This is a genomic window from Mesorhizobium sp. P2_B5 (assembly GCF_056404775.1).
The window spans coordinates 609793-633612 of the sequence record NZ_JBFUDJ010000002.1 but is presented as its reverse complement, the minus strand read 5'-3'; the positions used below and the strand labels follow the sequence as shown (position 1 = coordinate 633612).

The 23820-nt window shown below is 63.6% G+C and carries 22 protein-coding genes; 11 read left to right on the top strand and 11 right to left on the bottom strand.

Annotated features, from left to right (window positions below; genetic code table 11):
* Positions 1 to 10: 10 nt before the first annotated feature.
* Entirely contained in the window at positions 11 to 751 is a 741-nt protein-coding gene (locus AC1D1N_RS09545; RefSeq protein WP_112560281.1) for an ATP-binding cassette domain-containing protein, read from the bottom strand.
* 521 nt (positions 752 to 1272) lie between these two features.
* Here AC1D1N_RS09545 and AC1D1N_RS09540 point away from each other — a divergent pair.
* Positions 1273 to 2262: a sugar-binding protein gene (locus AC1D1N_RS09540; protein WP_352583732.1), complete on the top strand. Its 990-nt coding sequence runs from the start codon at positions 1273 to 1275 to the stop codon at positions 2260 to 2262.
* Between the two features lie 173 nt (positions 2263 to 2435).
* Positions 2436 to 3218: a FadR/GntR family transcriptional regulator gene (locus AC1D1N_RS09535; RefSeq protein WP_352584325.1), complete on the top strand. Its 783-nt coding sequence runs from the start codon at positions 2436 to 2438 to the stop codon at positions 3216 to 3218.
* 38 nt (positions 3219 to 3256) lie between these two features.
* Here the strand turns inward: AC1D1N_RS09535 and AC1D1N_RS09530 are convergent, their stop codons facing one another.
* Positions 3257 to 4195 (bottom strand): NAD(P)-dependent oxidoreductase, encoded by a 939-nt coding sequence (locus AC1D1N_RS09530; RefSeq protein ID WP_477343010.1) that lies wholly within the window; start codon positions 4193 to 4195, stop codon positions 3257 to 3259.
* A 117-nt stretch (positions 4196 to 4312) separates the two neighbouring features.
* On the opposite strand from AC1D1N_RS09530, the gene AC1D1N_RS09525 reads away from it, so the two are divergent.
* Both AC1D1N_RS09525 and AC1D1N_RS09520 read left to right on the top strand, forming a co-directional pair.
* On the top strand, positions 4313 to 5203 hold the full coding sequence (locus tag AC1D1N_RS09525; protein WP_112560284.1) for an NAD-dependent epimerase/dehydratase family protein: 891 nt from the start codon (positions 4313 to 4315) through the stop codon (positions 5201 to 5203).
* A gap of 118 nt (positions 5204 to 5321) precedes the next feature.
* On the top strand, positions 5322 to 6098 hold the full coding sequence (locus AC1D1N_RS09520) for a FadR/GntR family transcriptional regulator (RefSeq protein ID WP_477348115.1): 777 nt from the start codon (positions 5322 to 5324) through the stop codon (positions 6096 to 6098).
* A gap of 20 nt (positions 6099 to 6118) precedes the next feature.
* Here AC1D1N_RS09520 and AC1D1N_RS09515 read toward each other — a convergent pair whose 3' ends face one another.
* The 5 genes from AC1D1N_RS09515 to AC1D1N_RS09495 all read right to left on the bottom strand — a co-directional run bounded on the left by AC1D1N_RS09515 (position 6119) and on the right by AC1D1N_RS09495 (position 11347).
* Positions 6119 to 7213 (bottom strand): Gfo/Idh/MocA family protein, encoded by a 1095-nt coding sequence (locus AC1D1N_RS09515; RefSeq protein WP_477348113.1) that lies wholly within the window; start codon positions 7211 to 7213, stop codon positions 6119 to 6121.
* A 28-nt stretch (positions 7214 to 7241) separates the two neighbouring features.
* Positions 7242 to 8063, bottom strand: coding sequence for an ATP-binding cassette domain-containing protein (locus AC1D1N_RS09510; protein WP_203278761.1), 822 nt, complete (start codon positions 8061 to 8063; stop codon positions 7242 to 7244).
* Positions 8060 to 9175: an ABC transporter permease gene (locus tag AC1D1N_RS09505; RefSeq protein WP_477348847.1), complete on the bottom strand. Its 1116-nt coding sequence runs from the start codon at positions 9173 to 9175 to the stop codon at positions 8060 to 8062. Before AC1D1N_RS09505 ends, AC1D1N_RS09510 begins: the two co-directional genes overlap by 4 nt.
* 219 nt (positions 9176 to 9394) lie before the next feature.
* On the bottom strand, positions 9395 to 10363 hold the full coding sequence (locus AC1D1N_RS09500) for a rhizopine catabolism ABC transporter substrate-binding protein (protein WP_477348111.1): 969 nt from the start codon (positions 10361 to 10363) through the stop codon (positions 9395 to 9397).
* A 63-nt stretch (positions 10364 to 10426) separates the two neighbouring features.
* Positions 10427 to 11347: a ChbG/HpnK family deacetylase gene (locus AC1D1N_RS09495; protein WP_477348109.1), complete on the bottom strand. Its 921-nt coding sequence runs from the start codon at positions 11345 to 11347 to the stop codon at positions 10427 to 10429.
* A 342-nt stretch (positions 11348 to 11689) separates the two neighbouring features.
* Here AC1D1N_RS09495 and AC1D1N_RS09490 point away from each other — a divergent pair, with 342 nt between their 5' ends.
* Complete coding sequence (locus AC1D1N_RS09490) at positions 11690 to 12934, top strand: DegT/DnrJ/EryC1/StrS family aminotransferase (protein WP_477348107.1); 1245 nt, start codon at positions 11690 to 11692, stop codon at positions 12932 to 12934.
* Positions 12935 to 12955: 21 nt separating this feature from the next.
* Here the strand turns inward: AC1D1N_RS09490 and mocR are convergent, their stop codons facing one another.
* The 4 genes from mocR to AC1D1N_RS09470 all read right to left on the bottom strand — a co-directional run bounded on the left by mocR (position 12956) and on the right by AC1D1N_RS09470 (position 16171).
* Positions 12956 to 14410, bottom strand: coding sequence for a rhizopine catabolism transcriptional regulator MocR (gene mocR, locus AC1D1N_RS09485; protein WP_436260705.1), 1455 nt, complete (start codon positions 14408 to 14410; stop codon positions 12956 to 12958).
* 15 nt (positions 14411 to 14425) lie between these two features.
* A complete protein-coding gene (locus AC1D1N_RS09480; protein WP_477348105.1) occupies positions 14426 to 14632 on the bottom strand; it encodes a LacI family DNA-binding transcriptional regulator in 207 nt (68 codons plus the stop codon).
* Positions 14633 to 14859: 227 nt separating this feature from the next.
* Positions 14860 to 15771 carry a myo-inosose-2 dehydratase gene (gene iolE / locus AC1D1N_RS09475; protein ID WP_477348103.1) on the bottom strand — a complete coding sequence of 304 codons (912 nt, stop codon included), beginning with the start codon at positions 15769 to 15771 and terminating at the stop codon, positions 14860 to 14862.
* A gap of 112 nt (positions 15772 to 15883) precedes the next feature.
* Positions 15884 to 16171 carry a DUF3175 domain-containing protein gene (locus AC1D1N_RS09470; protein WP_436260702.1) on the bottom strand — a complete coding sequence of 96 codons (288 nt, stop codon included), beginning with the start codon at positions 16169 to 16171 and terminating at the stop codon, positions 15884 to 15886.
* 225 nt (positions 16172 to 16396) lie between these two features.
* On the opposite strand from AC1D1N_RS09470, the gene AC1D1N_RS09465 reads away from it, so the two are divergent.
* The 6 genes from AC1D1N_RS09465 to AC1D1N_RS09440 all read left to right on the top strand — a co-directional run bounded on the left by AC1D1N_RS09465 (position 16397) and on the right by AC1D1N_RS09440 (position 23778).
* Entirely contained in the window at positions 16397 to 17569 is a 1173-nt protein-coding gene (locus AC1D1N_RS09465) for an MFS transporter (protein WP_477348845.1), read from the top strand.
* 154 nt (positions 17570 to 17723) lie between these two features.
* On the top strand, positions 17724 to 18752 hold the full coding sequence (gene gntR / locus AC1D1N_RS09460; RefSeq protein ID WP_477348101.1) for an HTH-type transcriptional regulator GntR: 1029 nt from the start codon (positions 17724 to 17726) through the stop codon (positions 18750 to 18752).
* Between the two features lie 312 nt (positions 18753 to 19064).
* Entirely contained in the window at positions 19065 to 20189 is a 1125-nt protein-coding gene (locus AC1D1N_RS09455) for a sugar ABC transporter substrate-binding protein (protein WP_352583755.1), read from the top strand.
* A gap of 81 nt (positions 20190 to 20270) precedes the next feature.
* Positions 20271 to 21818, top strand: a complete 1548-nt coding sequence (locus tag AC1D1N_RS09450) for a sugar ABC transporter ATP-binding protein (RefSeq protein WP_436260700.1) — start codon at positions 20271 to 20273, stop codon at positions 21816 to 21818.
* Positions 21815 to 22795, top strand: coding sequence for an ABC transporter permease (locus AC1D1N_RS09445; RefSeq protein ID WP_112560295.1), 981 nt, complete (start codon positions 21815 to 21817; stop codon positions 22793 to 22795). Before AC1D1N_RS09450 ends, AC1D1N_RS09445 begins: the two co-directional genes overlap by 4 nt.
* The gene (locus AC1D1N_RS09440) at positions 22792 to 23778 is read left to right on the top strand and encodes an ABC transporter permease (RefSeq protein WP_112560474.1); all 987 of its coding nucleotides are present in this window, start codon (positions 22792 to 22794) and stop codon (positions 23776 to 23778) included. The genes AC1D1N_RS09445 and AC1D1N_RS09440 overlap by 4 nt, the downstream gene beginning before the upstream one ends.
* Positions 23779 to 23820 lie beyond the last annotated feature (42 nt).

Sequence of the window (23820 nt, the reverse complement as noted above, 5' to 3'; positions counted from 1 at the left end):
TATCCCCTAATCAGACTTGTTCGATCGCGCCGGTGATCAACCCGGTGACTTCCTCGGGCGAACTGGATGCGATCCTCTTGTCGGCGACTTTCCGGCCGCGCCGCATGACGATGACGCGGTCGGCGACGTCGAAGACGTCGGGCATGCGGTGGCTGATCAGCACCACAGCGATGCCCTGGTCGCGAAGATGACGGATCAGGTTGAGCACTTCGGCCACCTGGCGGACTGAGATCGCCGCCGTCGGCTCGTCCATCAGCACGATCTTGGCTTGCGACAGCATGGTGCGGGCGATGGCCACTGCCTGGCGCTGACCGCCCGACATCTGCTTGACCAGGTCGCGCGGCCGCGTCTCCGATTTCAGCTCGGCAAAAATCTGCCCGGCGCGCTTGTACATGGCGGCGTAATCGAGGATGCGGAACGGGCCGACGCCCCGACGCAATTCGCGCCCGAGATAGACGTTGGCGGCGGCGGTCAGGTTGTTGCACAGCGCGAGATCCTGATGGACGATCTCGATGCCGTGCTGGCGCGCCTCCACCGGCTTGTGCAGGATCAGCTCCTTGCCGTCCATCTGCATCGAGCCGTGGCTCGGGCGGAAATTGCCGGCGATCATCTTGACCAGCGTCGACTTGCCGGCGCCGTTGTCGCCCATCAGCCCGACGACCTGGCCCGGCTCGATGGACAACGAGACGTCGTTGACCGCCTGGATGGCGCCGAAATGTTTCGAGATGTTGGTGAGTTCGAGAACCGCCACCAGCCTTCTTGCCTCCCCGTGACTTGGATCTGGGATGACGTTTGGTTGAAACGTCATCCAGATCCAACACTTTGTTGTTGGAGCATGATCTCTCCCGAAAACCGGTTCCCACTTTTCGGGATCATGCTCAGACCGCCGGTTCTGCCCGCGGCCTCGCTCGCCCAGCTCCTCCCGGGACAGCGATGTTGAATTCCATTTACGCAAATGACTGCACGGGCGTCAATCGGCAGGCGGAATCTAAAAATCCGTTTTGTAGGACAAATACCATTGACGTTGGCCACAAGCCGATATTAGCTGAAGGGCGGAGGAGTAACCTGCCGACCCCGTGCCGGTTTGCGTGTGGGATCGCAGGAATGCATCGGTGCCAGCCGGCTTCTTTTCGAACCGGCTGACCGAAATGAAATGCTTATCGACCTGGCTTGCCGACAAGAGCGCTCGCATAGCGACCCTCTGTCACCGTATTCCGGGTTGGTTCGTGTGGCGGGCACGTCGTGTCCGTCTGTTTCCAAGGGAGGACTGACATGAGGAAAACAGTTTTGCTTGCCGCCGTCGCCGCCATGGCGCTGGGCGCCGGGCCGGCTTTGGCCAAGAAGCAGCTCGTCATCGTGGTGAAAGGTCTCGACAATCCGTTCTTCGAGGCCATCCACCAGGGCTGCGAGAAGTGGAACAAGGAAAACGCCAGCTCGGAGTATGAGTGCTTCTACACCGGCCCGGCGTCGACATCCGACGAGGCCGGCGAGGCGCAGATCGTGCAGGATATGCTGAGCAAGGCCGACACGGTGGCGATGGCGATTTCGCCGTCCAACGCGCCACTGATCGCGCAGACGATCAAGACCGCCAATCCGACGATCCCGATCATGACCCTCGACGCCGACCTAGCCAAGGAAGATGCAGCACTTCGCAAGACCTATCTCGGCACCGACAACTATCTGATGGGTCACAAGATCGGTGAGTACATCAAGAAGGGCAAGCCGAACGGCGGCACGATCTGCACCATCGAAGGCAATCCGGCGGCCGACAACATCCTGCGCCGCGCGCAAGGCATGCGTGATGCGCTGTCGGGCAAGGAAGGCCTGGCGGCACTCGCCGGCGAAGGTGGCTGGACTGAAGCCGCCGGCTGCCCGGTGTTCACCAATGACGATGGCGCCAAGGGCGTGCAGGCGATGACCGACATCCTCGCCGCCAACCCGAAGCTCGATGCGTTCGGCATCATGGGCGGCTGGCCGTTGTTCGGCGCCCCGCAGCCCTATCGCGACCTGTTCGGGCCGCTCAAGGACCGCATCGCCAGCAATGATTTCGTCATCGGCGCCGCCGACACGATCGGCGACGAAGTGGCGATCGCCAAGGACGGCCTCGTCACCGCACTGGTTGGCCAGCGGCCGTTCGAAATGGGCTACAAGGCGCCGTCGGTGATGATCGATCTCATCGAAGGCAAGGCCGTCGCCGATCCGGTATTCACCGGCCTCGACGAATGCACCAAGGATACGGTCGACACCTGCATCCAGAAATAGTCGGCGATACCGGGGCGTCCTTTGAGGGCGCCCCGTCATTTTCCTCAGGGACAAGGACAGGCAACATTGTCGGGGCGGCAGCTCCGGCTTTGACGGGCTCATGCGTCTTGCTTTCGGCGAAGGGCACGGACAATTCCGGACGGTTTCCCTGCGACAAATTGCCGATGCCGACGATGCCGGACGACATACCAAGAAGGCGATCCGCCAGGATAGATGCGCCGGCCGGCCCGGTTGCCACCGCTGTTCGACGACCGGATACGGCCTGGCCCCCCGGCTCCAGTGTACACGCCTCGCTGGCCAACGAGATCGGGCTTCGGATCGTGCGCGGCGACTATCCGCCAGGCGCCATCCTGCCAAACGAAGCCAAATGGGCGGAGATGTTCAACGTCAGCCGCTCGGCGGTGCGCGAAGCCATCAAAATGCTGATGGCCAAAAGCCTGCTGGCTTCACGGCCCAAGATCGGCAGCTGGGTCGAGCCCAGGGAACGCTGGAACCTGCTCGACCGCGATGTGCTGGCCTGGTATGCGACCGGGCCGGACCGGGAGGCGTTCCTGCGCACGGTGCAGGAGTTCCGTCACATCATAGAACCGGAAGCCAGCGCCTTTGCCGCGATGCGACGCAGCGACGAGCAGATGGCCGAGATCAGCCAGGCCTGCCGGGAAATGGGCGAGGCGCTGAGCCTGCAGCAGCGTATCCGCGCCGATACGCGCTTTCATCTCACGATCCTACGCGCCTCCGGCAACGATCTTTTGGTACCGCTCGGCGTGCTGATCGAATCGGCGCTCGACCATCTCTTCGTCTTCACGACCATACAGGTCAGCGACCAGCAGCACGCCCAGAAGCTGCACGAAGCGATCGAGAAGGCCATCCGCCTGCAGCGGCCCGACGCGGCCCGCAACGCGGTGCGAAAGTTGCTGGCCAATACGGATGAGGGGATCGGCAAGGCGCGGCGGTGAGGCAGCGCGATCTCCCCACACGGGGGGAGATCGGCTGATCAGATCGTCTGCTTCTTGCCGTCCTTGCTTGGCATGAGATCGACGCCGTTCACTTTGGCGATATGCGTGGCCAGCATCGGCACGAACTGCTCGGCCGGCCCGGTAGCGTGGGCGCCGGCGAAGGAATTCTTGGTGGCGTTGCCGAGCGGATTGGCGATGCCGGCCGCACCCGCCATCGATTCCAGATAGGTCAGGTCCTTGAAGGCGTTGGCAATGGTGAATTTGTGCGCGTCGCGGTCGCCTTCCAGCGTCCAGCGCATGAAGGTCTGGTAGAAGCCGCAATCCATGCGGCCGTTGCGGATGACGCTGTCGAAACGCGGCGGCGAGATGCCGACCTTCTCGGCCAGCGCCAGCGCCTCGGAATAGATCGCGGCGTAGCCCAGCGAGATGAAGTTGTTGAGCAGCTTCATACGGTGACCGTCGCCGGTGTTGCCGATGTGGACGATGCGCCCGGCCCAGGTTTCGATGACAGGCTTCACACGCGCAAAGAGCGCGTCGGGCGCGCCGACCATGGCGTCAAGCGTGCCTTCCCAGGCTTCCTTCGGAGTGCGGCTCAGCGGCGCGTCGACAAAGTCTACGCCGATCTCCTTGAGTTCCGCCGCCAGCGCCACGGTCGAGACCGGATCGGAGGTCGAGCAGTCGACGACGACCGAGCCCTTCTTCAGGCCCTCCTTCAGGCCGCCGGGGCCGCGGATGATGGCTTCGACCTCGCGCGAGCCGGTGACGCAGATGAAGACGATATCGGACGCCGCCGCCACGTCGCGCGAGGTTGCTGCTTCCTTGGCGCCGCGGCCTAGCAGGTCTTCCGCCGGCTTGCGGTTCTTGCGGCCAAGGAAGGTCAGCTTGTAGCCCTTGTCGACGATGTTCTTGGCGATGCCGTGCCCCATCAGGCCAAGGCCGATGAAGCCGATCTTTTCGCTCGCGGCAGTCGTGGTCATGTCTTGAAGTCCTGTTGCAATGATTGATATCTGGCGCCGCCGTTTTGCCGGCGAGGGTGGTTGCGGAATGCCATATTGTCTGACAATACACAGGAATCCTAGGCATTGGAGACGAAAATGACGAAGCGGATCATGTTCACCGGCGGCAGTGGCAAGGCCGGGCGCCATGTCGTGCAATATCTGGTCGAGCAGGGCTGCCAGGTGCTCAACATCGACACCAAACCGCTCGACAATCCCAAGGTGCGCACGCTGATCACCGACATCACCGACAGCGGCCAAGTGTTCAACGCGCTGACGAGCTATATGGGCCTGCATGAATTCGACCCGTCGCTGCGCTCGCAGCCGGTCGATGCCGTTGTGCATTTCGCCGCCATCCCGCGCATCATGATCACGCCCGACAATGAGGTGTTCCGCATCAATGCGATGGGCACCTACAATGTCATCGAAGCGGCAGTGAAGCTCGGCATCAAGAAGGTGGTGATCGCATCCAGCGAGACGACCTATGGTGTGGTGTTCGCCAACGAACCGCGCGACCCCAAATATTTCCCGCTCGACGAAGAATACGACGTCGATCCGATGGACAGCTATGCGCTGTCCAAGGTCGTCAACGAACACACGGCGCGCGCCTTTGCGCAGCGCAACGGCACCGACATCTATGCGCTGCGCATCGGCAACGTCATCGAACCGCATGAATATTCGCTGTTTCCGAAGTGGTTCGCCGATCCGGGTTTCCGCAAGCGTATCGCCTGGAGCTATGTCGATGCCCGCGACCTCGGCCAGATCACGCTGCGCGCGGTGGAAAAGGACGGTCTCGGCTTTCAGGTCTTCAACGCCGCCAATGACGACACCTCGTCCGACCTGCCGACGGCCGAGCTGTTGAAGCGGTTTTACCCCAATGTGCCGGTCAAGGCGGAGCTCGGCGAATATGAGACGCTGCTCTCCAACCGCAAGGCCAGGGACATGCTCGGCTTCCGTCCCGAACACAGCTGGCGCAAATACGTCAAATAGGCTGGCAAATAGGGCTTTGGAGGCAAGGTTGTAACCTGATCTGTGCACAGCCTCAGGCTTTGCCGCCAACGCCCTTTCCTCTGCTTGACAGCTTTCGAAATCCGGACTTTGTGGACGCATGAGGGACGGAAAGCCGAATAAGGGAAAGAAGCCCGACAAGGCGGCGGCCGCCGAGCGCCCGGCGGCGCTTCGTCGGGCCGACGCAACCCGGGTGCCCGGCTCCAGCGTGCATGCGTCGCTGGCCAGCGAAATCGGGCTTCGGATCGTGCGCGGCGATTATCCGCCGGGCACCATCCTGCCCAATGAAGCCAAATGGTCGGAAACCTTCAACGTCAGCCGCTCGGCGGTGCGCGAAGCGATCAAGATGCTGATGGCCAAAAGCCTTTTGGCATCACGCCCCAAGATCGGCAGTTGGGTTGAACCCAGGGAGCGCTGGAACCTGCTCGACCGCGATGTGCTGGCCTGGTATGCGACCTCGCCCGACCGCGAAGTGTTCCTGAAAACGGTGCAAGAGTTCCGCCACATCATCGAGCCGGAAGCGACAGCGTTCGCCGCCATGCGGCGCACCGAGGAGCAGATGGCCGAGATCAGCCAGGCCTGCCGCGAGATGGGCGAGGCGACCAGCCTGCAGGAACGCGCGCGCGCCGACACCCGCTTTCATCTCGCCATATTGCGCGCCTCCGGCAACGATCTGCTGGTGCCGCTCGGCGTGCTGATCGAATCTGCCTTCGATCATCTGTTCACCTTTACGACGCGTGAACTCGACGATCTGCAGCACGCACAGCAGCTGCACGAGGCGATCGAGAAAGCCATCCGGCTGCAGCGGCCGGAGGCGGCCCGCAATGCCGTGCGCAAGCTGCTCGCCAATACCGACGGCGTTATCAACTCCCGCTAAAAGCGGGATCAGCCTGCAGGCTATCCGGCTAAATGCCGTCTTGTCAGCGCGATCAGCAGCGCCTGGTCGCGCGCGGCGTGCTCGGGCGGATTGACGACTTCGTCACCGTAGACGATCGCGCCCCAGAAGCCGCGCATCTCCTCGACAAAGGCTTCGCCGTAGCCGGCGCGCAGGTCGCGTGTCGAAAGCGTATGGCCGTCCGACGTCTTCACCGTCAGCCGGGTCGGATGATGGTTGAGCCAGGGCGAGGGGAATTCGAGCTCGAGGCTGGCATCGTCGAAGAACAGCGTGATGCGCTCCTTATAGTCGGCGAGCTTCGGCACGGTGAGATGAGTCATGGTCCAGAGCGCCTGGCCGTCCAGCAGTTTCATCGCGCCTTGTCCGCCATCGCCATTGGCGAAGATCTGCGCGCCGACGACCTCGCCATCGGGCACGCCGAGCGCGTCGAGCAGGCCATGCACGGCATTCACATCGTGAATCAAGGCGGAGCTGTAAGCGCCGGTAAATCCACGGAAAGCGAGATCGGTCAGAGGCTGGGCGATGGCGCGCTCGACCTGTTGTTTCTGCTTGCCTTGCGAGGCAGCAATCAGGTCCTTGGGAATGTCGTTGCCTCTGATATAGCGCTGGTGGGCGATGAAGGGCCAGGCATCGGGATCGTTGACCTCGACCGAGACGGAACGCAGCGTCTTCGCGGTGCCGGGCAGCGAGGTCAGCGCCAGCCGGTAGCTCGGATCGAAGCGCTTCATGTAGCCTACCTGCATGACCTTGCTGGCCTTATCGCGTGCGGCAACGATCTCGGCGATCTCCTCCGGTGAATAGCAGAGCGGCTTTTCGCAGAAGACATGCAGGCCGCGCTGGAGTCCGGCCAGCACCTGCTCGTGATGCAGCGGGTCGGGCGAGCCGATGACGACGGCGTCGAGCTTCTGGTCGAACAGCTGCTCCGGCGTTTCGAAGTTGCCAATGCCGTGAGTGTCGGTAACAAACTGCCGCGAGACCTTCGACGGATCGGCGACGCCGACCAATTCGAACAAATCGCCGAGCCGCAACAGGTTTGGAATATGCTCGACCTGCGAAATCATGCCGGCGCCGATGACGCCGACCCGTATCCTGCTCATGCAATGTCTCTCTTGATGGTCTGAAACGTCACGGCGCCGCCGATGGCCGGTTGCCGATCTGCGCCAACAGGCCGGCGATCTCCGCCTCGACCGCTTTCAGATCCTCGCCCCCCGACATGATCGAAATCACCTCGTCTCGCGAAATCTCTGATTTGGCGTAGGTGCCGCGATTGCGGCCGCGGTTGAGCAGCGTGAAAGTGTCGCCGACGGGGTAGGCGTGATGGATGTTGTGGCTGATGAAGATTACCGCCAGTCCGCGCATGCGCGCCTCGATGATGAACTTCAGCACCATTGCCGCCTGATGGACGCCGAGCGCCGAAGTCGGCTCGTCGAGGATAAGCACTTTGGCGCCGAAATGCACGGCGCGCGCGATGGCCACCGATTGGCGCTCGCCGCCCGACAGCGTGCCGACGGCCTGTGTCGGGTCGCGCACGTCAATGCCGATGTCGGCCATGGCCTGGCGGGCTATTGTGTTGGCGCGCTCCTTGTCGATGCGCGAGAAGGGCAGACTGCTCTTCGTCGGCTCGCGGCCGAGGAAGAAATTGCGGGTGATCGACATCAGCGAGATCATGCCGAGGTCCTGGAACACGGTTGCGACGCCGAGGTCCTGCGCGTCGCGCGGGCTGCGGAAGGCGACCTGCTTGCCGTCGACGAAAATCTCGCCCTTGCTCGGCCGATGCACGCCCGAGAGCACCTTGATCAGTGTCGACTTCCCGGCGCCGTTGTCGCCGAGCAGGCAGTGCACCTCTCCGGGATAGACCTTGATGTCGATGTCCTGCAGCGCGCGCACCGAACCGAAATTGACGGACACACCGCGCAGTTCCATGGCTGGCTGAATGGCTTGGGTCATTTGCCGCCTCCGCGTCCGAGCGCCTTGAGGCGGATGTAGTTGTTGACCAGCACCGCCATAAGGATGACGATGCCGAGGAAGACCTTGAACCAGTCGGTGTCGATGCCGGTGTAGAAGATGCCCATCTGCACCAGGCCGAAGATCAGTGCGCCGAACAGCACGCCATAGACGGTGCCGTAGCCGCCGGTGAGCAGCACGCCGCCGATGACCGCGGCGATGATGGCCTCGAATTCCTTGAGCAGGCCGCGCGTGGTGTCGGCTGAGCCGGCCTCCATGACCTGGATGGTGGCCAGCAAGGTCGCGGCACAGGCGGTGTAGATGAACAGCGCGATCTTTACCCGGTCGACCGGCACGCCGACATTGCGGGCGGCATTGAGGTCGCCGCCGGTGGCGAAGATCCAGTTGCCGAACTTGGTCTGGGTCAGGGCATAACCGGCGAGCGCGGTCAGGCCGAGCCACCAGACGATCGACATCGGAATGCCGACGACAAAGGGAATGCCGTCGGTGCGGGTGGCGATCCAGCCTTGCGTACCCATCCAGTGGAAGAAGCCGGTCAGGAGATGGCCGTTGAACAGGCCGGCGGTGGCCGGGTCCGGCGCGCCGTCGAGGATGTATGGGATCTGCGTGCGGCCGGTGACGGCGCGGGTGATGCCGATCGACAGGCCGCGCAGGATATAGAGCGAGGCCAGCGTGACGATGAAGGAGGGTAGGCGGGTCTTCACCACGATCAGGCCATTGACGTAGCCGGTGAGGATGGCGACCGCGAAGGCGCAGGCGATGCCGCCCCACAGCGGCAGGCCCCAGTATTTGACCGTCAGCCCGATGACGACGCCGGCGAAGCCGACCATCGAGCCGACCGAGAGATCGAATTCGCCGGCGATGATGAGGAGGGCTGCGGCCGTGGCGATGATGCCAAGTTCGGCCGCCAGCGTCAGGAAGGTCATCGACCCCTGCAGCGAATAGAGGTTCGATGCTCCCGGCAGCAGGGCGAAGATGATGATGGTGGCGATCAAGCCGCCGGCCGCACCAGCTTCGGGCCGGCGCAGCCATTGCGTCAGCCGGCCGGTGCTGGCCAGCCGTTCATCGGCGCCGGCGGCTCGCTTCGACGTCATGCCGAAACGGTCCTTGACCGGCCCTTCTGAAGGTATCGCCTTGTCTTCCACGGCTGCCATTAGGCTCCCCAATCGCTCACTTCGCAATGTCGACCAGAGATCGGGGAGCGCATGGCGGCTCCCCGATCCGTTTGGTTTCTTGCCTGGAGCGTTTCACCGTTTCTCTTGTTTTGCGCAGTTCCGGACGGAAAACCGCTTCACACTTCTCCTGGAATTGCTTTAGCGGATGCCGTCCTTGGCGAGCGCCAGGATCGCCTTGGCCTTGTCGGGTGAGTCGATGAACAGCGGGCCGGTATAGGCGTTGTTCTGCGGCCAGAAGCCGTGCGTGGCGTGCTCGACGAGATAGATCACCGGCAAATAGCCCATCAGATATTGCTGGGCGTCCATGCCGAAGCCCATTTCGCCGGCGACGACGGAATCCAGAACTTCGGGGCTGATGTCGAACGTGTAGAGCTTGATCTTGCCGAACAGTTCCTTCTGCCGGAAGAACGGGATCAGCGGATTGGCGGCAGTGGCGCCGAGGGCGAACACGGCCTGGGTGTCGGGATGCGCCGACAGATAGGCTTCGGTGCGACGCTGGATGTCGGCCGGATCGGGTGACACGGTCAGGACTTCGGTGCCGCCGCCGGAAGGCTTCAGCCCGTCATTCAAGCCCTGGCAGCGCTGGTCGAGGCTGACGTTGCCGACCTCGTGGTTGATGCAGACGACCTTGAGCGTGCCGTCCTTGGCCAGGCGTTCGCCGGCCTTCTTGCCGGAATCATATTCGGAGACCGTGCCGACATACATGGTCGTCCCGAGCTCTGCGCCTTCCTTCTCGCCGGAATCCAGAACCACCATCGGGATGTTTGCGGCGAGACCCGCCTTGACCGATTTGCCGAGCGCATTGGCGTCGGCAATGGAGACGGCGATGCCGTCGGGATTGGTGGCGATCGCCGCATCGAGCAGGCGGGATTGCTCGACCACGTCGAAGACTTGCGGCGCGTAATATTCGACCTTGGCGCCGGTGAGTGCGGCCGCATCGTCGACGCCGCGCTTGACCACCGACCAGTAGGGATCGGAGGCCGAACCATGCACCACGAAGGTGATGCGGACATCTTTCGGGTCCTTCAGGCCGGCCGCCTGCGCGACGCCCGCCAGCATACTCATCGAGACAAGCGCGCCGAGCGCCAGTTTCAGAACGGTCTTCATGTCATTCTCCCATTGTCGTTGCAGTTCCAATTCCCTCTTTGCGCCGCAGGCCGAAGGATCGGCTTATAGCGCTGACCGGGTGGCCGCTTTGCGGGCCTTTGCCGGTGTCGATCTTCCAAGCCTTGCACGAAGCTCTTCGCGCAACGGCTTCATGCCGATGATGTCGATGTCCTGTGCGTCGAGCCAGTCGCGAAAATTCTGGTCACGGAACAGCTCATATTCCTCGGTGCGGATGTAGGCGGAGCGCGGCTCGATCAACTCGAGCTCGCCCGGCGTGTTGAAATGCAGGCAGAAGAAGGTCAGGCCTTCACGCACGCCTTCGACCAGCGCCTTGTAGGCAGGCTCTATCGGCTTCGACCGCGGGCGGCCCCATGTCGTCTGGATGGCGGCGTCGAAGATGACAAAACCTTTGGCGCGGGCCTCGGCGACGCCGCGCTGGAATGCCGCTTCGGTGACGCCGACCAGATTGTCGTTGGGCGAATAGGCCGACAGGGTTTTGGTCAGCAGCACCGGCAGTCGGTATTCCAGCCCGAGCCTGATGTAGACGTCGCAGAACTCGGGCGACAGGGCCGCGCCCATATGGGCGTCGAGATGGGTGACGTCGATGCCGGCACGGTAGGCGGTGTCGATCTGGGCGCGCAGCTCGGTCTCGACCGCTTGTGGTGCCGCCTTGCGGCGGGTGGTCGCGACATCAGGCCAGAAATAGCCGAACTCGTCGGTCAGGCCGGCCGCGCGCGACGGCGAGGTCAACGGGCGCCATTTGTAGTGTTGCTTTTCGCTGTTCAGCGTCAGGTGGACGCCGAGATCGAGGGCAGGGTCCGCGGCTGCCGCTTCGGCCATCTCGGGGAACCACGGGCAAGGCACCATCACCGCGCCGGAGCTGCAGGCGCCCAGCCCGGTCAGTTCGAGGAAGGCGCTGTTGGCGCCATGGCACATGCCGACATCGTCTTCATGCAGCACAAGCTGTCGCCTTTGGGCATTCATGGGGGCATTCATGAACGGCCACCGTCTTGCCGGCACGCCGGTTGCGAGGGTTTTCCAAAGTGTGTCCCGTGCTGCATGGAACCGACCGTTTGCCCAACTGGACGCGATGGAACGCCCAAAGCCGGCTTTCCGACAGGGCCACTTCAGCGAATTCGGATGGGTACGATTTTTCCCCGGGACCTGCATTGTGGAATGCCGATTTCATTCGTTATGCCCACATTCGGCGTCAAACGCGTCCTCGCGCAGCCGGGATGGCTTGGTCCGATCGCGGCGGAGTGGTTCTTTCAAACAGCGCCGGCAAGCGTAGAGCTTTCACACCATCAAGCGATGTGGAGAGCTGCCATGTACACTGCCGGCGAAGAAGAGATCGAAGCCATTGCCAGGGTGATCCGCTCGGGCGCGCTGTTCCGCTACGGCGACAACAGCGAGTGCAATCGCTTCGAGGCCCGCTATGCCAGGCATCTCGGCGTCGAGCATTTCGCGCTGGCCGCCAGTGGCACCTATGGCCTCGCCGCCGGCCTGATCGGGCTCGGCATCGGGCCTGGCGATGAAGTGCTGGTGCCGGCGCACACTTATATGGCGACAGCCGCCGCCGTGCTCTCGGTCGGCGCCATTCCGGTCATCGTCGATATCGACGAGAGCCTGACCATCGATCCGGCAGCGCTGCGCGATGCCATCGGTCCGCGCACCAAGGCGGTCATCCCGGTGCATATGTGGGGTGCCGCCTGCAATATGAATGCCATCATGGAGATCGCCAAAAAACGCGGCCTGCTGGTTCTGGAAGATGTCTGCCAGGGCATTGGCGGCGGCTATGAGGGCAGGAAGCTTGGCTCGATCGGCCATGCCGGCGCCTACTCCTTCAACTACTTCAAGAACATGACTTCGGGCGAAGGCGGCGGCATCGCCACCAGCGATCCGAAGGTGGCGGAGCGGGCGCGCTGCGCCATTGACCCATGCCATTTCTACTGGCAGGGCCGCAATGACAGCATCAAGCCGTTCGCCGGTATCGGCGCGCGGGCCTCGGAACTGATGGGAGCCATGCTCAACGTCCAGCTCGACCGTCTCGACGGCATCATCGAGGCGATGCGGGCGGAGAAGAAGAAGGTGCTGGCCGGCACGCGCCATCTCGGCAACCTCGGCCTGACGCCATCGCCGATGAACAGCCCGGACGACGATTGCGCGGCGCAGGTGATGTATCTCCTGCCCAGCGAACAGGCGGCGCAGACTTTTTCCAAGACCATTCCGAGCGTCATTGCCGGCAAGACCGGTCGCCACAATTTTACCCAATGGGACCAGGTGCTGATGCATGAAGGCGCGCACCACCCGGCGCTCAATCCCTACACTCTGTCGGAAAACAAGGGCTTGCGGCTGACGTACGCCGACGATCTCGGCAAGGGGTCGCTCGACATCCTCAACCGCACGGTGATGGTGGCAATGAACCCGGCGCATGGCGATGCCGATATTGCTGATATGATCCACAACATCGACGCGGCAGCCCGCGTGGCGCTGGAAAACGCCTCGCTGGACGATGTCGAGGTGCGCAAGGCAGCCCCAGTAGATCTGCAGAAGTTCGATAGTGTGAACTGAAACACGGCGCTCTGGGCCGGCCTACTGCCTGTCCAGCCGCGTAAAGGCGGCACGTAACGCCAGCACGGCGCGCAGGATCTGGCGCTCGTCCATCGCGGCATAGCCCAAGAGCAGGCCATGCTCCGGCTCGCTCGAATGATAGTTGATGGAAATGCCTTGCACGTCGAGCCCTTCCTTGACGGCGGCGGCGACGACGTCGCTGTCCTTGTAGGGCCTGGTGAAACTGGCCAGCAGCTGCATGCCGGAATCGTTCTCGGTCACTGCCAGCCATTCAGACAAATGTTCCTGGCAAAGCTTGACGAAATTGGCCTGCCGGCGCGCATAGAGCCGGCGCATGCGCTTCAGATGCGTGGCGAAGTAGCCTTGCGTGATGAAGTCGTTGACCGTGGCCTGCAGGATCAGCGGCGCGAACTGGCCGGTGATGGAGACGGCGCGGTCGAAGGGCACCGACAGTTCGCGCGGCACGATGAGATAGCCGATGCGCAGCGCCGGGATCAGCGTCTTGCCGAAGGAGCCGATATAGACGACGCGGTCGGCGTGATCGAGACCGCGCAAAGCCGGCACGGGCCGGCCACGAAAACGGTACTCGCCGTCATAATCGTCCTCGACGATCCAGGCGCCGTGGCGCTCGGCGATGTCGAGCAGCTGCAGCCTCTCCTCGATGCGCATGATGGTGCCGAACGGCCACTGGCAGGACGGCGTCACATAGATCAGCCTTGGCGGCGGCAGCTCGGGGTCGGCGAGGTGCCAGCCGTGCCGGTCGACCTTCAACGGCGCGAGCCTGGCGCCGCTGGCGAGGAAGGCGCTCTTGGCGCCGAGATAGCCGGGCTCCTCCATCCAGACATGGTCGCCTTCGTCCATCAGCACGCGCGAGGCGAGGTCGAGCGCCGCCTGCGCGCCGGTGACGATGATGACCTGGTCGGCGGTGCAGTTGATGCCGCGCGACAGGCTGATGGTTGAGGCGATGGCCTGGCGCAGGCCGGGATGGCCGGCAAAGGAGAGATAGCCAAGCAGGTTCTCGTCACGGCTGCGCGCATTGCGCACCAGAAGGCTCGACCAGATGGTGAAGGGGAAGGATGCCGTTTCCGGCACCCCGGGATGGAAGTTGATGACGCCGGCATTGCGCGGTGGCTGCGGGCCGTTGACGATGGTCTGGCCGCGCCGCGAGAGCTTTTGCGGAGCGGCGAGACCGGCCCGCAGCGAGGCCGGCGGGCGCTTCTGCTGGATCGGCGCTACCCAGGTGCCGGATCCGGCGCGCGCCTCGATGAAACCTTCGGCGAGCAGCTGATCGTAGGCGGCAATCACCGTGTTGCGGCCGACTTTCAGATCCTCAGCCAGAGAGCGGGTCGAGGGCAAAAGCGTGTTCTGCTGGATCTGGCCGTCGAGGATGAAGCGCCGCAAGGCGCCATAGATCTGCCGGTGCATCGGCTCGTCCGAGGCGCGGTCGACCGACATGATGTCGAGGGAAAGGCGCATGTGGTCGCCCAAAGTCTAGTCTCCGACGAACCTGGCTGCGCGGGCGATCTTCTCTTCGTTGAGAAGGCAGACTGTCTCGAGCACCAGCCGCCTGGTTTCGGGATGGACCTCGCGGCTGTTCTTCAGCGCGCGATGCACGGTGGCGGCGCCGAGTTCCGCCTTTTTCGCAATCTCACGGATGGTGCAAAGCCGTTCCATGCCGAGTGCCGCCTCGAATGCCATATCGCTCCTCCAACTGCATCAAGGCACGGCTTGCCGCCAGCCTCAAGCTGGAAACTCTGCGGCTGGAAACTCCGGGGTCTAAAATCCGACCTCCCCAAACCGGTGCCGAGAATTGCGCGATCCGCGCCGCCAGGGGGAGGACGGCGGCGCGGATCGCCGGGCGCTTTCGCGTCGCTACCCCTACCGAGGCGGCGCCCAACCGGCCAACCACCAGCCCCCGGCGATGGTCAGGCCAAGTCCCGTGTCGCTACCTCAAACCCGGCCTTGCGGGCCGTGGCGAGAAGCGAAGCGTAACCCTTCGTGGCATAGGTCAAGGGATGCGCCTTGGCCGGATCCTGTTCGGCCTCGACGACGATCCAGCCTTCGTAACCGCGTTTGGCGAGTGGCTGCAGCAGCGACAGGAAATCGACGGAACCATCGCCGGGCACGGTGAAAATACCCTCCATCACCGCAGCCATGAAGCTCATGTCCTGGCGCCGCGCTTTTTCCAGCACGGCCGCGCGGACGTCCTTGCAATGGAAATGCACGATGCGGTCGAGATGCCGGTTCAGGAGAGAGGCCGGGTCACCGCCCGAAAACAGGCAATGGCCGGTGTCGAACAGCAGGCCGACGGATTTCCCGGTGACCGCCATCAGCCTGTCGACCTCCTCATCGGTCTCGACGATGGTGCCCATGTGATGATGGAAAGCCATGCCGACGCCGAAGGCGGCCATACGGTCGGCGAGCTCGGTCAGCTTCTCGCCATAGGCGGCCCATTCGTCATCGGCGAGACGCGGGCGCTGCGAGATCGGGGCAAAGATACCGTCATGCCGACCGCGTGATGTGTCGGCATAGACGACAACCTTGGCGCCGAGGTCGCGCAGCAAGGTCAGATGCGGCGTGATGGCGGAGAATTCCTCGTCGACCGTGCGGTCGAGAATGCGGCCGTCATACCAGCCGGAGACGAGCTCCAGCCGATAGGACGACAGGATCGCTCCAAGCTCGTCGCTTCGCCTGGGAAATTTGCCGCCGAGCTCGGTGCCGCGATAGCCAGCCTGCCTGGTTTCCGACAGGCAGGTCTCGAGCGGCGTGTCGCCGCCGAGTTCGGGAACATCGTCATTGCTCCAGGTAATGGGATTGATGCCGATCTTGACCGTCATGCCGCCACTTTGCAGGCTTGGGGAACGCAATGCCGAGGCTGGCAAACTGGAGGGAAAGAGGACCTGTCACTAGGTCCAGTTCAAGCGAATTTGGCGGAGCCAATTGTGAGGACTAGTCCTGCTCCGGCCGACCGAAGGCGACGCGCAGTTCGTCCTTGGCATCCTCAAGCACTTTCCGGCGGGCCTGCGGGAGGTTCTTGCCGGCGCGATTGATGTAGAAATTCAGCATCGACATCGCCGACTGGAACGGCTCGGCCTTGCGCCGGTCGCTGTGCTCGGCCGAGCGTTTGAGCGAAGCTGCGATCTTTCTGGCGTCGTCGGCTTCGAAGATGTGCTCCTCGAGGTCCATCGCATCGCTATGCTCGGTCACCTCGGCCGACCATTTCTTCTTCGCGGTCATGGCAAACTCCTTCCTGTCGCAAAACTCAGGCAGAGTGTCGCCGGTTCCCGAAAAAATCGCCTGGCCGCTGGAGCCACCGATCGGGCCGCTGTGGCGCTGCCCGTCGCCGCGAATGCGCCGATAGTGCCGCTGGTCGACTTCCCGGAACCGCGGACAGGAAACGCCTTGACCCCCATCGTCGCCAATCCGGCGAGCAGCCCTGGCATCGACAGCTCCTATGCCTGGATGCGTCTCGCCATCTCGATCCTGCTGGCGACGATTGGCGCCGTCGGCATGTGGGCCGTCGTCGTGGTGTTGCCGGCCGTGCAGGCCGAATTCGGTGTTGACCGCGCGGCGGCATCGATGCCTTACACCGCAACCATGGTGGGCTTTGCCGCCGGCAATGTACTGGTAGGCCGCGCCATCGATCGCATGGGTTATTGGATCCCGGCGCTGATCTCCTCGGTGGCACTCGCCGCCGGACTCCTGCTCGCGGCGGCGTCGACGTCGATCCTGCAATTCACCCTTGCCCAGGGGGTGCTGATCGGCATTGGCTCATCGGTGATCTTCGGACCGTTGATCGCCGACATTTCGCACTGGTTCAACCGTCGACGTGGCGTCGCCGTCACGGCGGCGGCCGCGGGCAACTACCTCGCCGGAGCGCTCTGGCCAACCATCATGCCGACGCTGATCAAGGCGGAAGGCTGGCGCTTCACCTATGCCGCCATCGGCGTCTTTTGTCTGGTCACCATGATACCGCTGGTGCTGTTGCTGCGGCGCGGCGCTCCGGACGCGGCAGCGGCCGGCTCGCCGGGAAGCCGGCCTGTACAGCCGATTTCAATCTCTTCGGCGGCACTGCAAATGCTGCTGGTCATCGCCGGTCTCGGCTGCTGCGTGGCAATGTCGATGCCGCAGGTGCACATCGTCGCCTATTGCATGGATCTCGGCTACGGCATCGCGCATGGCGCCGACATGCTGTCGATCATGATGGCCGCGGGCGTCGTCAGCCGGCTCGCCTCCGGCTTTATCGCCGACCGCATCGGCGGCGTGAAAACGCTGCTTATCGGTTCCGTGCTGCAATGCCTGTCGCTGCTGTTTTACATCCCGTTCGACGGGCTCGCCTCGCTCTACGTCGTGTCGCTGGTGTTCGGCCTGTCGCAAGGCGGCATCGTGCCTTGCTATGCCATCATCGTGCGCGAATACCTGCCCGCCAAGGAGGCCGGCCAGCGTATCGGCATCGTCATGATGGCGACGATCTTCGGCATGGCGATAGGTGGCTGGATGTCGGGCTGGATCTACGACCTGACCGGCTCCTACGCGGCCGCGTTCCTCAACGGGATCGCGTGGAACCTGGTCAACGTGGCGGCTATCCTTTTGCTGATGTGGAGGGCTAGGCGCCCGGCCATGGTTACGGCCTGAGGGACTTCAGCCGGCGAGGCCGCAACCTGCCGTTGGCTTGACAATCGTCAGTTGCTGCGCGACGCCAAGCTGGCATGGCATAGTTGGGAAGCCGGACAAACATGGCGACAGAGACGACGAGGTCGCAATCGCGCGCAGCGCAAGGGGCAAGGTCGTGACCAAGCCGCGCTCGCGCCGCGGTGGCGGACGCCCGACGATCGCCGATGTCGCGCGCAAGGCCGGCGTTGGCGCCATCACCGTGTCGCGAGCCCTTCGCGAGCCCGGCCGCGTCAGCCAGGATTTGCGCCGCCAGATCCAAGCCGCCGTCGACGAGCTCGGCTATGTGCCGGATCCCAATGCGCGGGCGCTGGCCTCGGCACGCGCCGATGTGTTCGGCGTGCTTGTGCCGTCGCTCACCAACAACGTCTTCGCCGAAGTGGTGCGCGGCATCTATGACAGCCTGTCGGACGGCCCGTTCCGCGTCCAGCTCGGCAACACCCATTATTCCGGCCTCGAGGAGGAGCGCCTGCTGCAGGTGTTCGCACCGCAGCGTCCGGCGGCACTGATCGTGGCCGGCATCGACCAGACGCCGACCTCGCGAAAACTGCTGGAGAGCGCCGACTGCCCGGTGGTGCAGGTGATGGAGACAGGGCCCGACCCGGTCGACATGCTAGTCGGCTTCTCGCATTTCGACGGCGGCAGGACAGCGACCGAGCATCTGATCGAGGCGGGCTACCGGCGGATCGGCTTCATCGGCGCGCGTATGGATCCGCGCTCGCAGCGACGCCTTGCCGGCTATCGCGCGGCAATGGAGAAGGCCGGCCTGTTCGACCCGCGGCTGATCACCACCACGCCGCTGTTGTCCAGCGTGACGCTCGGCCGCGAGCTGCTTCGCGATGCGCTGGCCAAGATGCCGGCACTCGACGGCGTCTTCTGCAACAATGACGATATCGCGCTCGGCGTTTTGTTCGAATGCCATAGCGCCGCACTCGACGTGCCAAAGACAATCGGCATTGTCGGCTTCAACGACCTCGAGATGATGCAGGCGGCGTTCCCGCCGCTCACCAGCATCCGCACCCCTCGCTATGAAATCGGTCGCCGGTCTGTTGCCATGGCGCTGGCGGCGATCGCCGGGCGAAGGCCTGAGCAGCGGGTTGTCGATCTCGGTTTCGAGCTCAAGCCCCGCGAGAGCACGGCACGCTGAACACGCTTTGGCGACCTGAGCAAATGGTGCTTTACACAACGTCATGGTAGCGCTACCATTTTCGACGGACAGGCACTTTGGCGGAGGAGCCAGGCCTGTTTATTATACATAAGCAACAGCTCATGCTTGTTTATTATGTATAATATGCTAGGTTTCGTTTCTCGCCCGTGAAGCGGCGAGGGGGAGGGGATCGGGCCGGCTTCGGGTCCTTGAGACGTGCCGCCCGCAAGGCTGGAGGGCCTTCGCCGGGCGTGGAAAAACGCACCACGGCAAGCAGCATCAAAAATTAAACTGCAACTGGGAGGAATATCGATGATCAAGTCACTTGTTGGTGGCATCGTTGCCGCCACTGCATTCGTCATGCTGAGTTCGTCGGCCATGGCCGAACCTGAAGTCGTCAAGGGACCAGCGGCCGAGCCCGACTGCTTCGCGCCGTGGGCGGCCGATACACAGTTCTTCAAATTCCCCAAGAAGGAAGGCCCATACCGCATCGCGCTCGCCAACGGCTATATCGCCAACACGTGGCGCATCCAGATGATCCAGACGGCCAAGGCCTACGCTGCGCAGAAGGACGTCGCGGCAAAGTTGAAGGAATTCAAGGTCGTATCGACCGGCGAGGATGTGCCGGCGCAAATCTCGGCGATCAACAACTTCATCGATTCCGGTTTTGACGCGATCGTCGTCAACGCGCAGAATCCGACCGCCTTCGGGCCGGTCATCAAGCGCGCCAAGGAAGCCGGCGTCGTGCTGGTCGCCTTCGACAACATCCTCGACACCAAGGACGCCATCAACGTCAACGTGGACCAGAAGGGTCTTGGCGAACTGTGGGGCAAATGGCTAATCAACCATATACCGGATGGCGGCAAGATACTTGAAGTGCGCGGCGTTGCCGGCACTTCGGTCGATACCGACCGCCACAACGGCATCCATGAGGCCTTCGACGCCTCGGGCAAGAAATGGGACGTCACCGAAGTCGCCGGCAAGTGGGATGATCCGACAGCGCAGAAGGTCACGGCTGACGCGATCGCCACCAATGGTCCGTTCGTCGGCATCACCGGCCAGGGCGGCGACACAGGCATCGTCCAGGCGATGATCGACGCCAAGCATCCGTTCGTGCCGTTCGGCGGCGAAACCGAGAACGGTTTCCGCAAATTCTGCGCGGCGCACGCGGCGGACGGCCTGAAATGCTCCTCGGCCGGCACTGGTCCTGCCCAGGTCGCGGTCGCCATCAAGACGGCGATCGCCGCACTTGAGGGTCAGGTCGTACCGCAATCGGTCAAGCTGCCGCTCGCCATCGTCGAGGATCCGAACTTCAAGGAAGGCCAGGACTACTTCCCTGACCAGTCCGACAATTTCTTCGTCGGCAATTCCTTCCCGACCTGCGGCATCAATTTCACCGCGCAGGAAATCATGGGCCAGACCAAGGCCGACCAATAGGCTGCACAATCGGCGCCGCGGGATGCTCCGCGGCGCCGAACCGCTTGCCATCTCAATCCATAAAACTGCCCCGGAGGGCTGATGGACGGTGCAGCTCCACTCTTTCGCATGGAAGGCATTTCCAAGCGCTATGGCGGCGTGCGTGCGCTGGAGAAGGCCGAACTTTCGGTCACATCGGGCAGCATCCACGGCATCCTCGGCGAAAATGGCGCCGGCAAATCGACGCTGATCAAGGTCATGGCCGGCGTGGTGGCGCCCGACGAGGGCACGATGACGCTGGACGGGCGTGAGGTCAGCTTTGCCTCGCCGGCCGCGGCCAACCAGGCCGGCATCGTCTGCATCTTCCAGGAACTGTCGCTTGTCCCCGAGCTCAGCGTCGCCGACAACATCGTCATTTCCGACCCGCCGACACGGTTCGGCATGATCGACCGCAAGGCGCAGCGCCGCATCGCCGAAGAAGCCCTTGCCCGCGCGGGTGCGGCCGACATCCATCCGCTGGCGCTGGTCAAGGATCTTCCGCTTTCAAGACGGCAGATGGTCGAGATCGCCAAGGCATTGGCCAGGAAGCCGCGCATCCTGATCCTCGACGAGGCAACGTCGGCGCTGGCTGCCGCCGATGTCGCCAAGATCTTCGCGGTGCTGAAGCGGTTGCGTGGGGAAGGGCTGGCGCTGCTCTACATCTCGCACCGGATGAACGAGATCGCAGAGCTCGCCGACCAGTGCACGGTGTTTCGCAACGGCCGCAATGTCGCCAGCTATGCCGCCGGCTCCAAGAGCGACAATGAGGTCGTCGAGTTGATGATCGGGCGAGAATACAGCCATATTTTTCCGCCCAAGCCAGTGCGCCTGCCGGCTACTGCTGTCCCGGTGCTTGAAGCGCGCAACCTGTCGTGGACAGACCGGCTGGACAATGTCTCGCTGACCGTCGCGGCTGGCGAGGTGGTGGGCCTTGGCGGCCTCGACGGCCAGGGCCAGCGCGAGTTGCTGCTTGCCTTCTTCGGCGTGCTGCGCGGTCTCTCCGGAGAGATCCTGATCGATGGCAAGCCGGTGGCGATCGCCAGTCCGGCGGCGGCGCGCGACGACCGGATCGGCATGGCGCTGATCCCCGAGGATCGCAAGACGGAAGGGTTGATGCTGCCGATGACGGTGCGCGAAAACCTCTCCTTCGCGGCTCTCGACCGACTGTCCAAAGGCGGCATCATCGACCGCGCCGCCGAGCAGCGGCTGATCGACGACATGGTGGGGCTGCTGGCGATCAAGACGGCGGGCCTCGACATTCCGGTCGGCGCGCTGTCGGGCGGCAACCAGCAGAAGGTCGTCATCGCCAAATGGCTGATGCGCCAGCCGCGCATCATCCTGCTCAACGATCCGACGCGCGGTATCGATGTCGGCACCAAGCAAGAGCTGTATCAACTGATGCGCAAGCTTGCGGACGCGGGTGCCGCTATCCTGTTCTACTCAACCGACTATGACGAGCTGATCGGCTGCTGCGACCGGGTGTTGGTGCTCTATGACGGCGCGGTCAAGCGAGAGCTGGTCGGCGCCGAGATCACCGAACGGGCGCTGATTGCCAGCGCGCTCAACATCCATGGCGGCGACGCCACCCCTAGCCACGGAGCGGACGCGTGAAGGATTGGCGCTACTGGCTTGCCGAACAACGCGGAACGCTGCTGGCGTTCGCCATCTTCATCCTCATGTTCGCGATCTACACCGCGAACCATCCGGCGGGATTTACCGCCAATGTGGTGCAGACGGCCTCCAACAAGGGCGTGCTGCTCGCCTTCGTCGCCATGGCGCAGACCCTGGTGGTGATCACCGCCGGCATCGACCTTTCCGTCGGCATGATCTTCACGCTGACCAATTGCCTCGCCTCCTGGCTGGTCATCGGCACCGGCCTCGAGACCGCCTTCGGCGTCGTCGCCGTGCTCGGCACCGGGCTGTTGTGCGGCGCGATCAATGGCGCCATCGTCATCTACGGCCGACTGCAGCCGATCGTGGCCACCATCGCCACGGGTGCCGTCTATTTCGGCATCGCATTGCTGCTCAGGCCGTTCCCGGGCGGCTCGGTCAATGAGGATCTGGCCGATGCGCTCACCGGGCGCCTCTTCGGCGTGGTGCCGGCGAGCCTGGTCGCGCTGTTCGCCGTGGTGCTGATCGTCTGGGTGCCGTTCAGCCGTTCGGTGCTTGGCCGTGCCGCTTACGCAGCAGGCTCATCCGAGACGGCGGCCTACATGTCAGGTGTGCCGATCCGGCGCGGCAAGTTCGCCGCCTACGCGCTTGCCGGGCTGCTGGCGGCGATCGGCGGGCTGTTCCTGACCTTCTTCACCTATACGGGCGACGCGGCCTATGCCAGCGGCAACGCCTACACGCTGTTCTCGATCGCCGCCGTCGTGCTGGGCGGCGTTTCGCTGTTCGGCGGCAAAGGCAGCGCCATCGGGGCCATCTTCGGCGCGCTCGCCTTCCGCACCATCGGCGACCTGCTGTTCGTCTTCGATTTCGACCCGCTCTGGCAGCCGCTGTTCCAGGGCGTTATCCTGCTGATCGCGGTCAGCCTCGGCGCCTTCGCCCTGTTTCGGGTCCGCAACCGGCTGGAGTGGTTCCTGTGAGCGAGACGACCATCGGCGGCATCGCCGGGCGCATGCCGAAATTCATCCGCCGCGCCGATCCGGCGGTGCTCACCGCCTTTGCCTGCATCGTGCTGTTGCTGTTTCTCGGCAGCCTCTATTCGCGCAGCTTCCTGTCACCGGAATATCTGTTGCAGCAGCTCAAGGTGGCGTCGTTCCTTGGTGTCATCGCCACCGGCATGATGCTGGTCATCCTGCTCGGCCAGATCGATCTGTCGGTGCCGTGGTCGGTGGCGGTCGGCGCCATGATGGCGGCCGCGGCCGCGGCCTATGGCCCGATCGGTGTGGCGCTGGCCATTCCGTTTGGCATCTTTTGCGGCGTGCTGATCGGCATCGTCAACGGCATCGGTGTCGCCTATCTGCGCATCCCCTCGATGATCATCACACTCGCCACCAACGCCGTCGCGCAAGGGCTCATGGTCGTCTATACAGGTGGCTTCTCGCCACAGGATTCGGCTACCGGCGCCATGCGTTATCTTGCGACAGGTTTTGCCATTCCGGGCGTGCCCAACGCAGTCATCATCTGGGCGTTGATCGGTGCTGCGATGGTGCTCATGCTGACCCGCACCAGCTTCGGCCGCAGCGTCTACGGCATCGGCAACCGCGAGCGTGCCGCCTATCTCTCCGGCATCGACACAAGGCGCGTGGTCATGATCGCCTTCGCCATATCGGGCGGGCTGTCCGCCTTTGGCGGGGTGCTTCTCGCCGGCTATGCTTCCAAGGCGGCGCAGTCGATGGGTGATGCCTATCTCCTGCCGTCGATCGCCGCCGTGGTGCTGGGCGGCACCTCGATCCTCGGTGGTCGCGGCTCCTATCTCGGCACCGTCGCCGGCGTCATCCTGATCACGCTCCTGCAATCCATCCTTTCGGTCATGCAGATGCCCGAGGCAGGCCGGCAGATCATCTATGGCGTCGTCATCGTCGCCATGCTCCTGCTCTACGGCCGCGCGCCGGCAAGCCGCTGACCGTGAACGAGGCACAGGCGCCAACGGGCGCTCCCGGCCCAG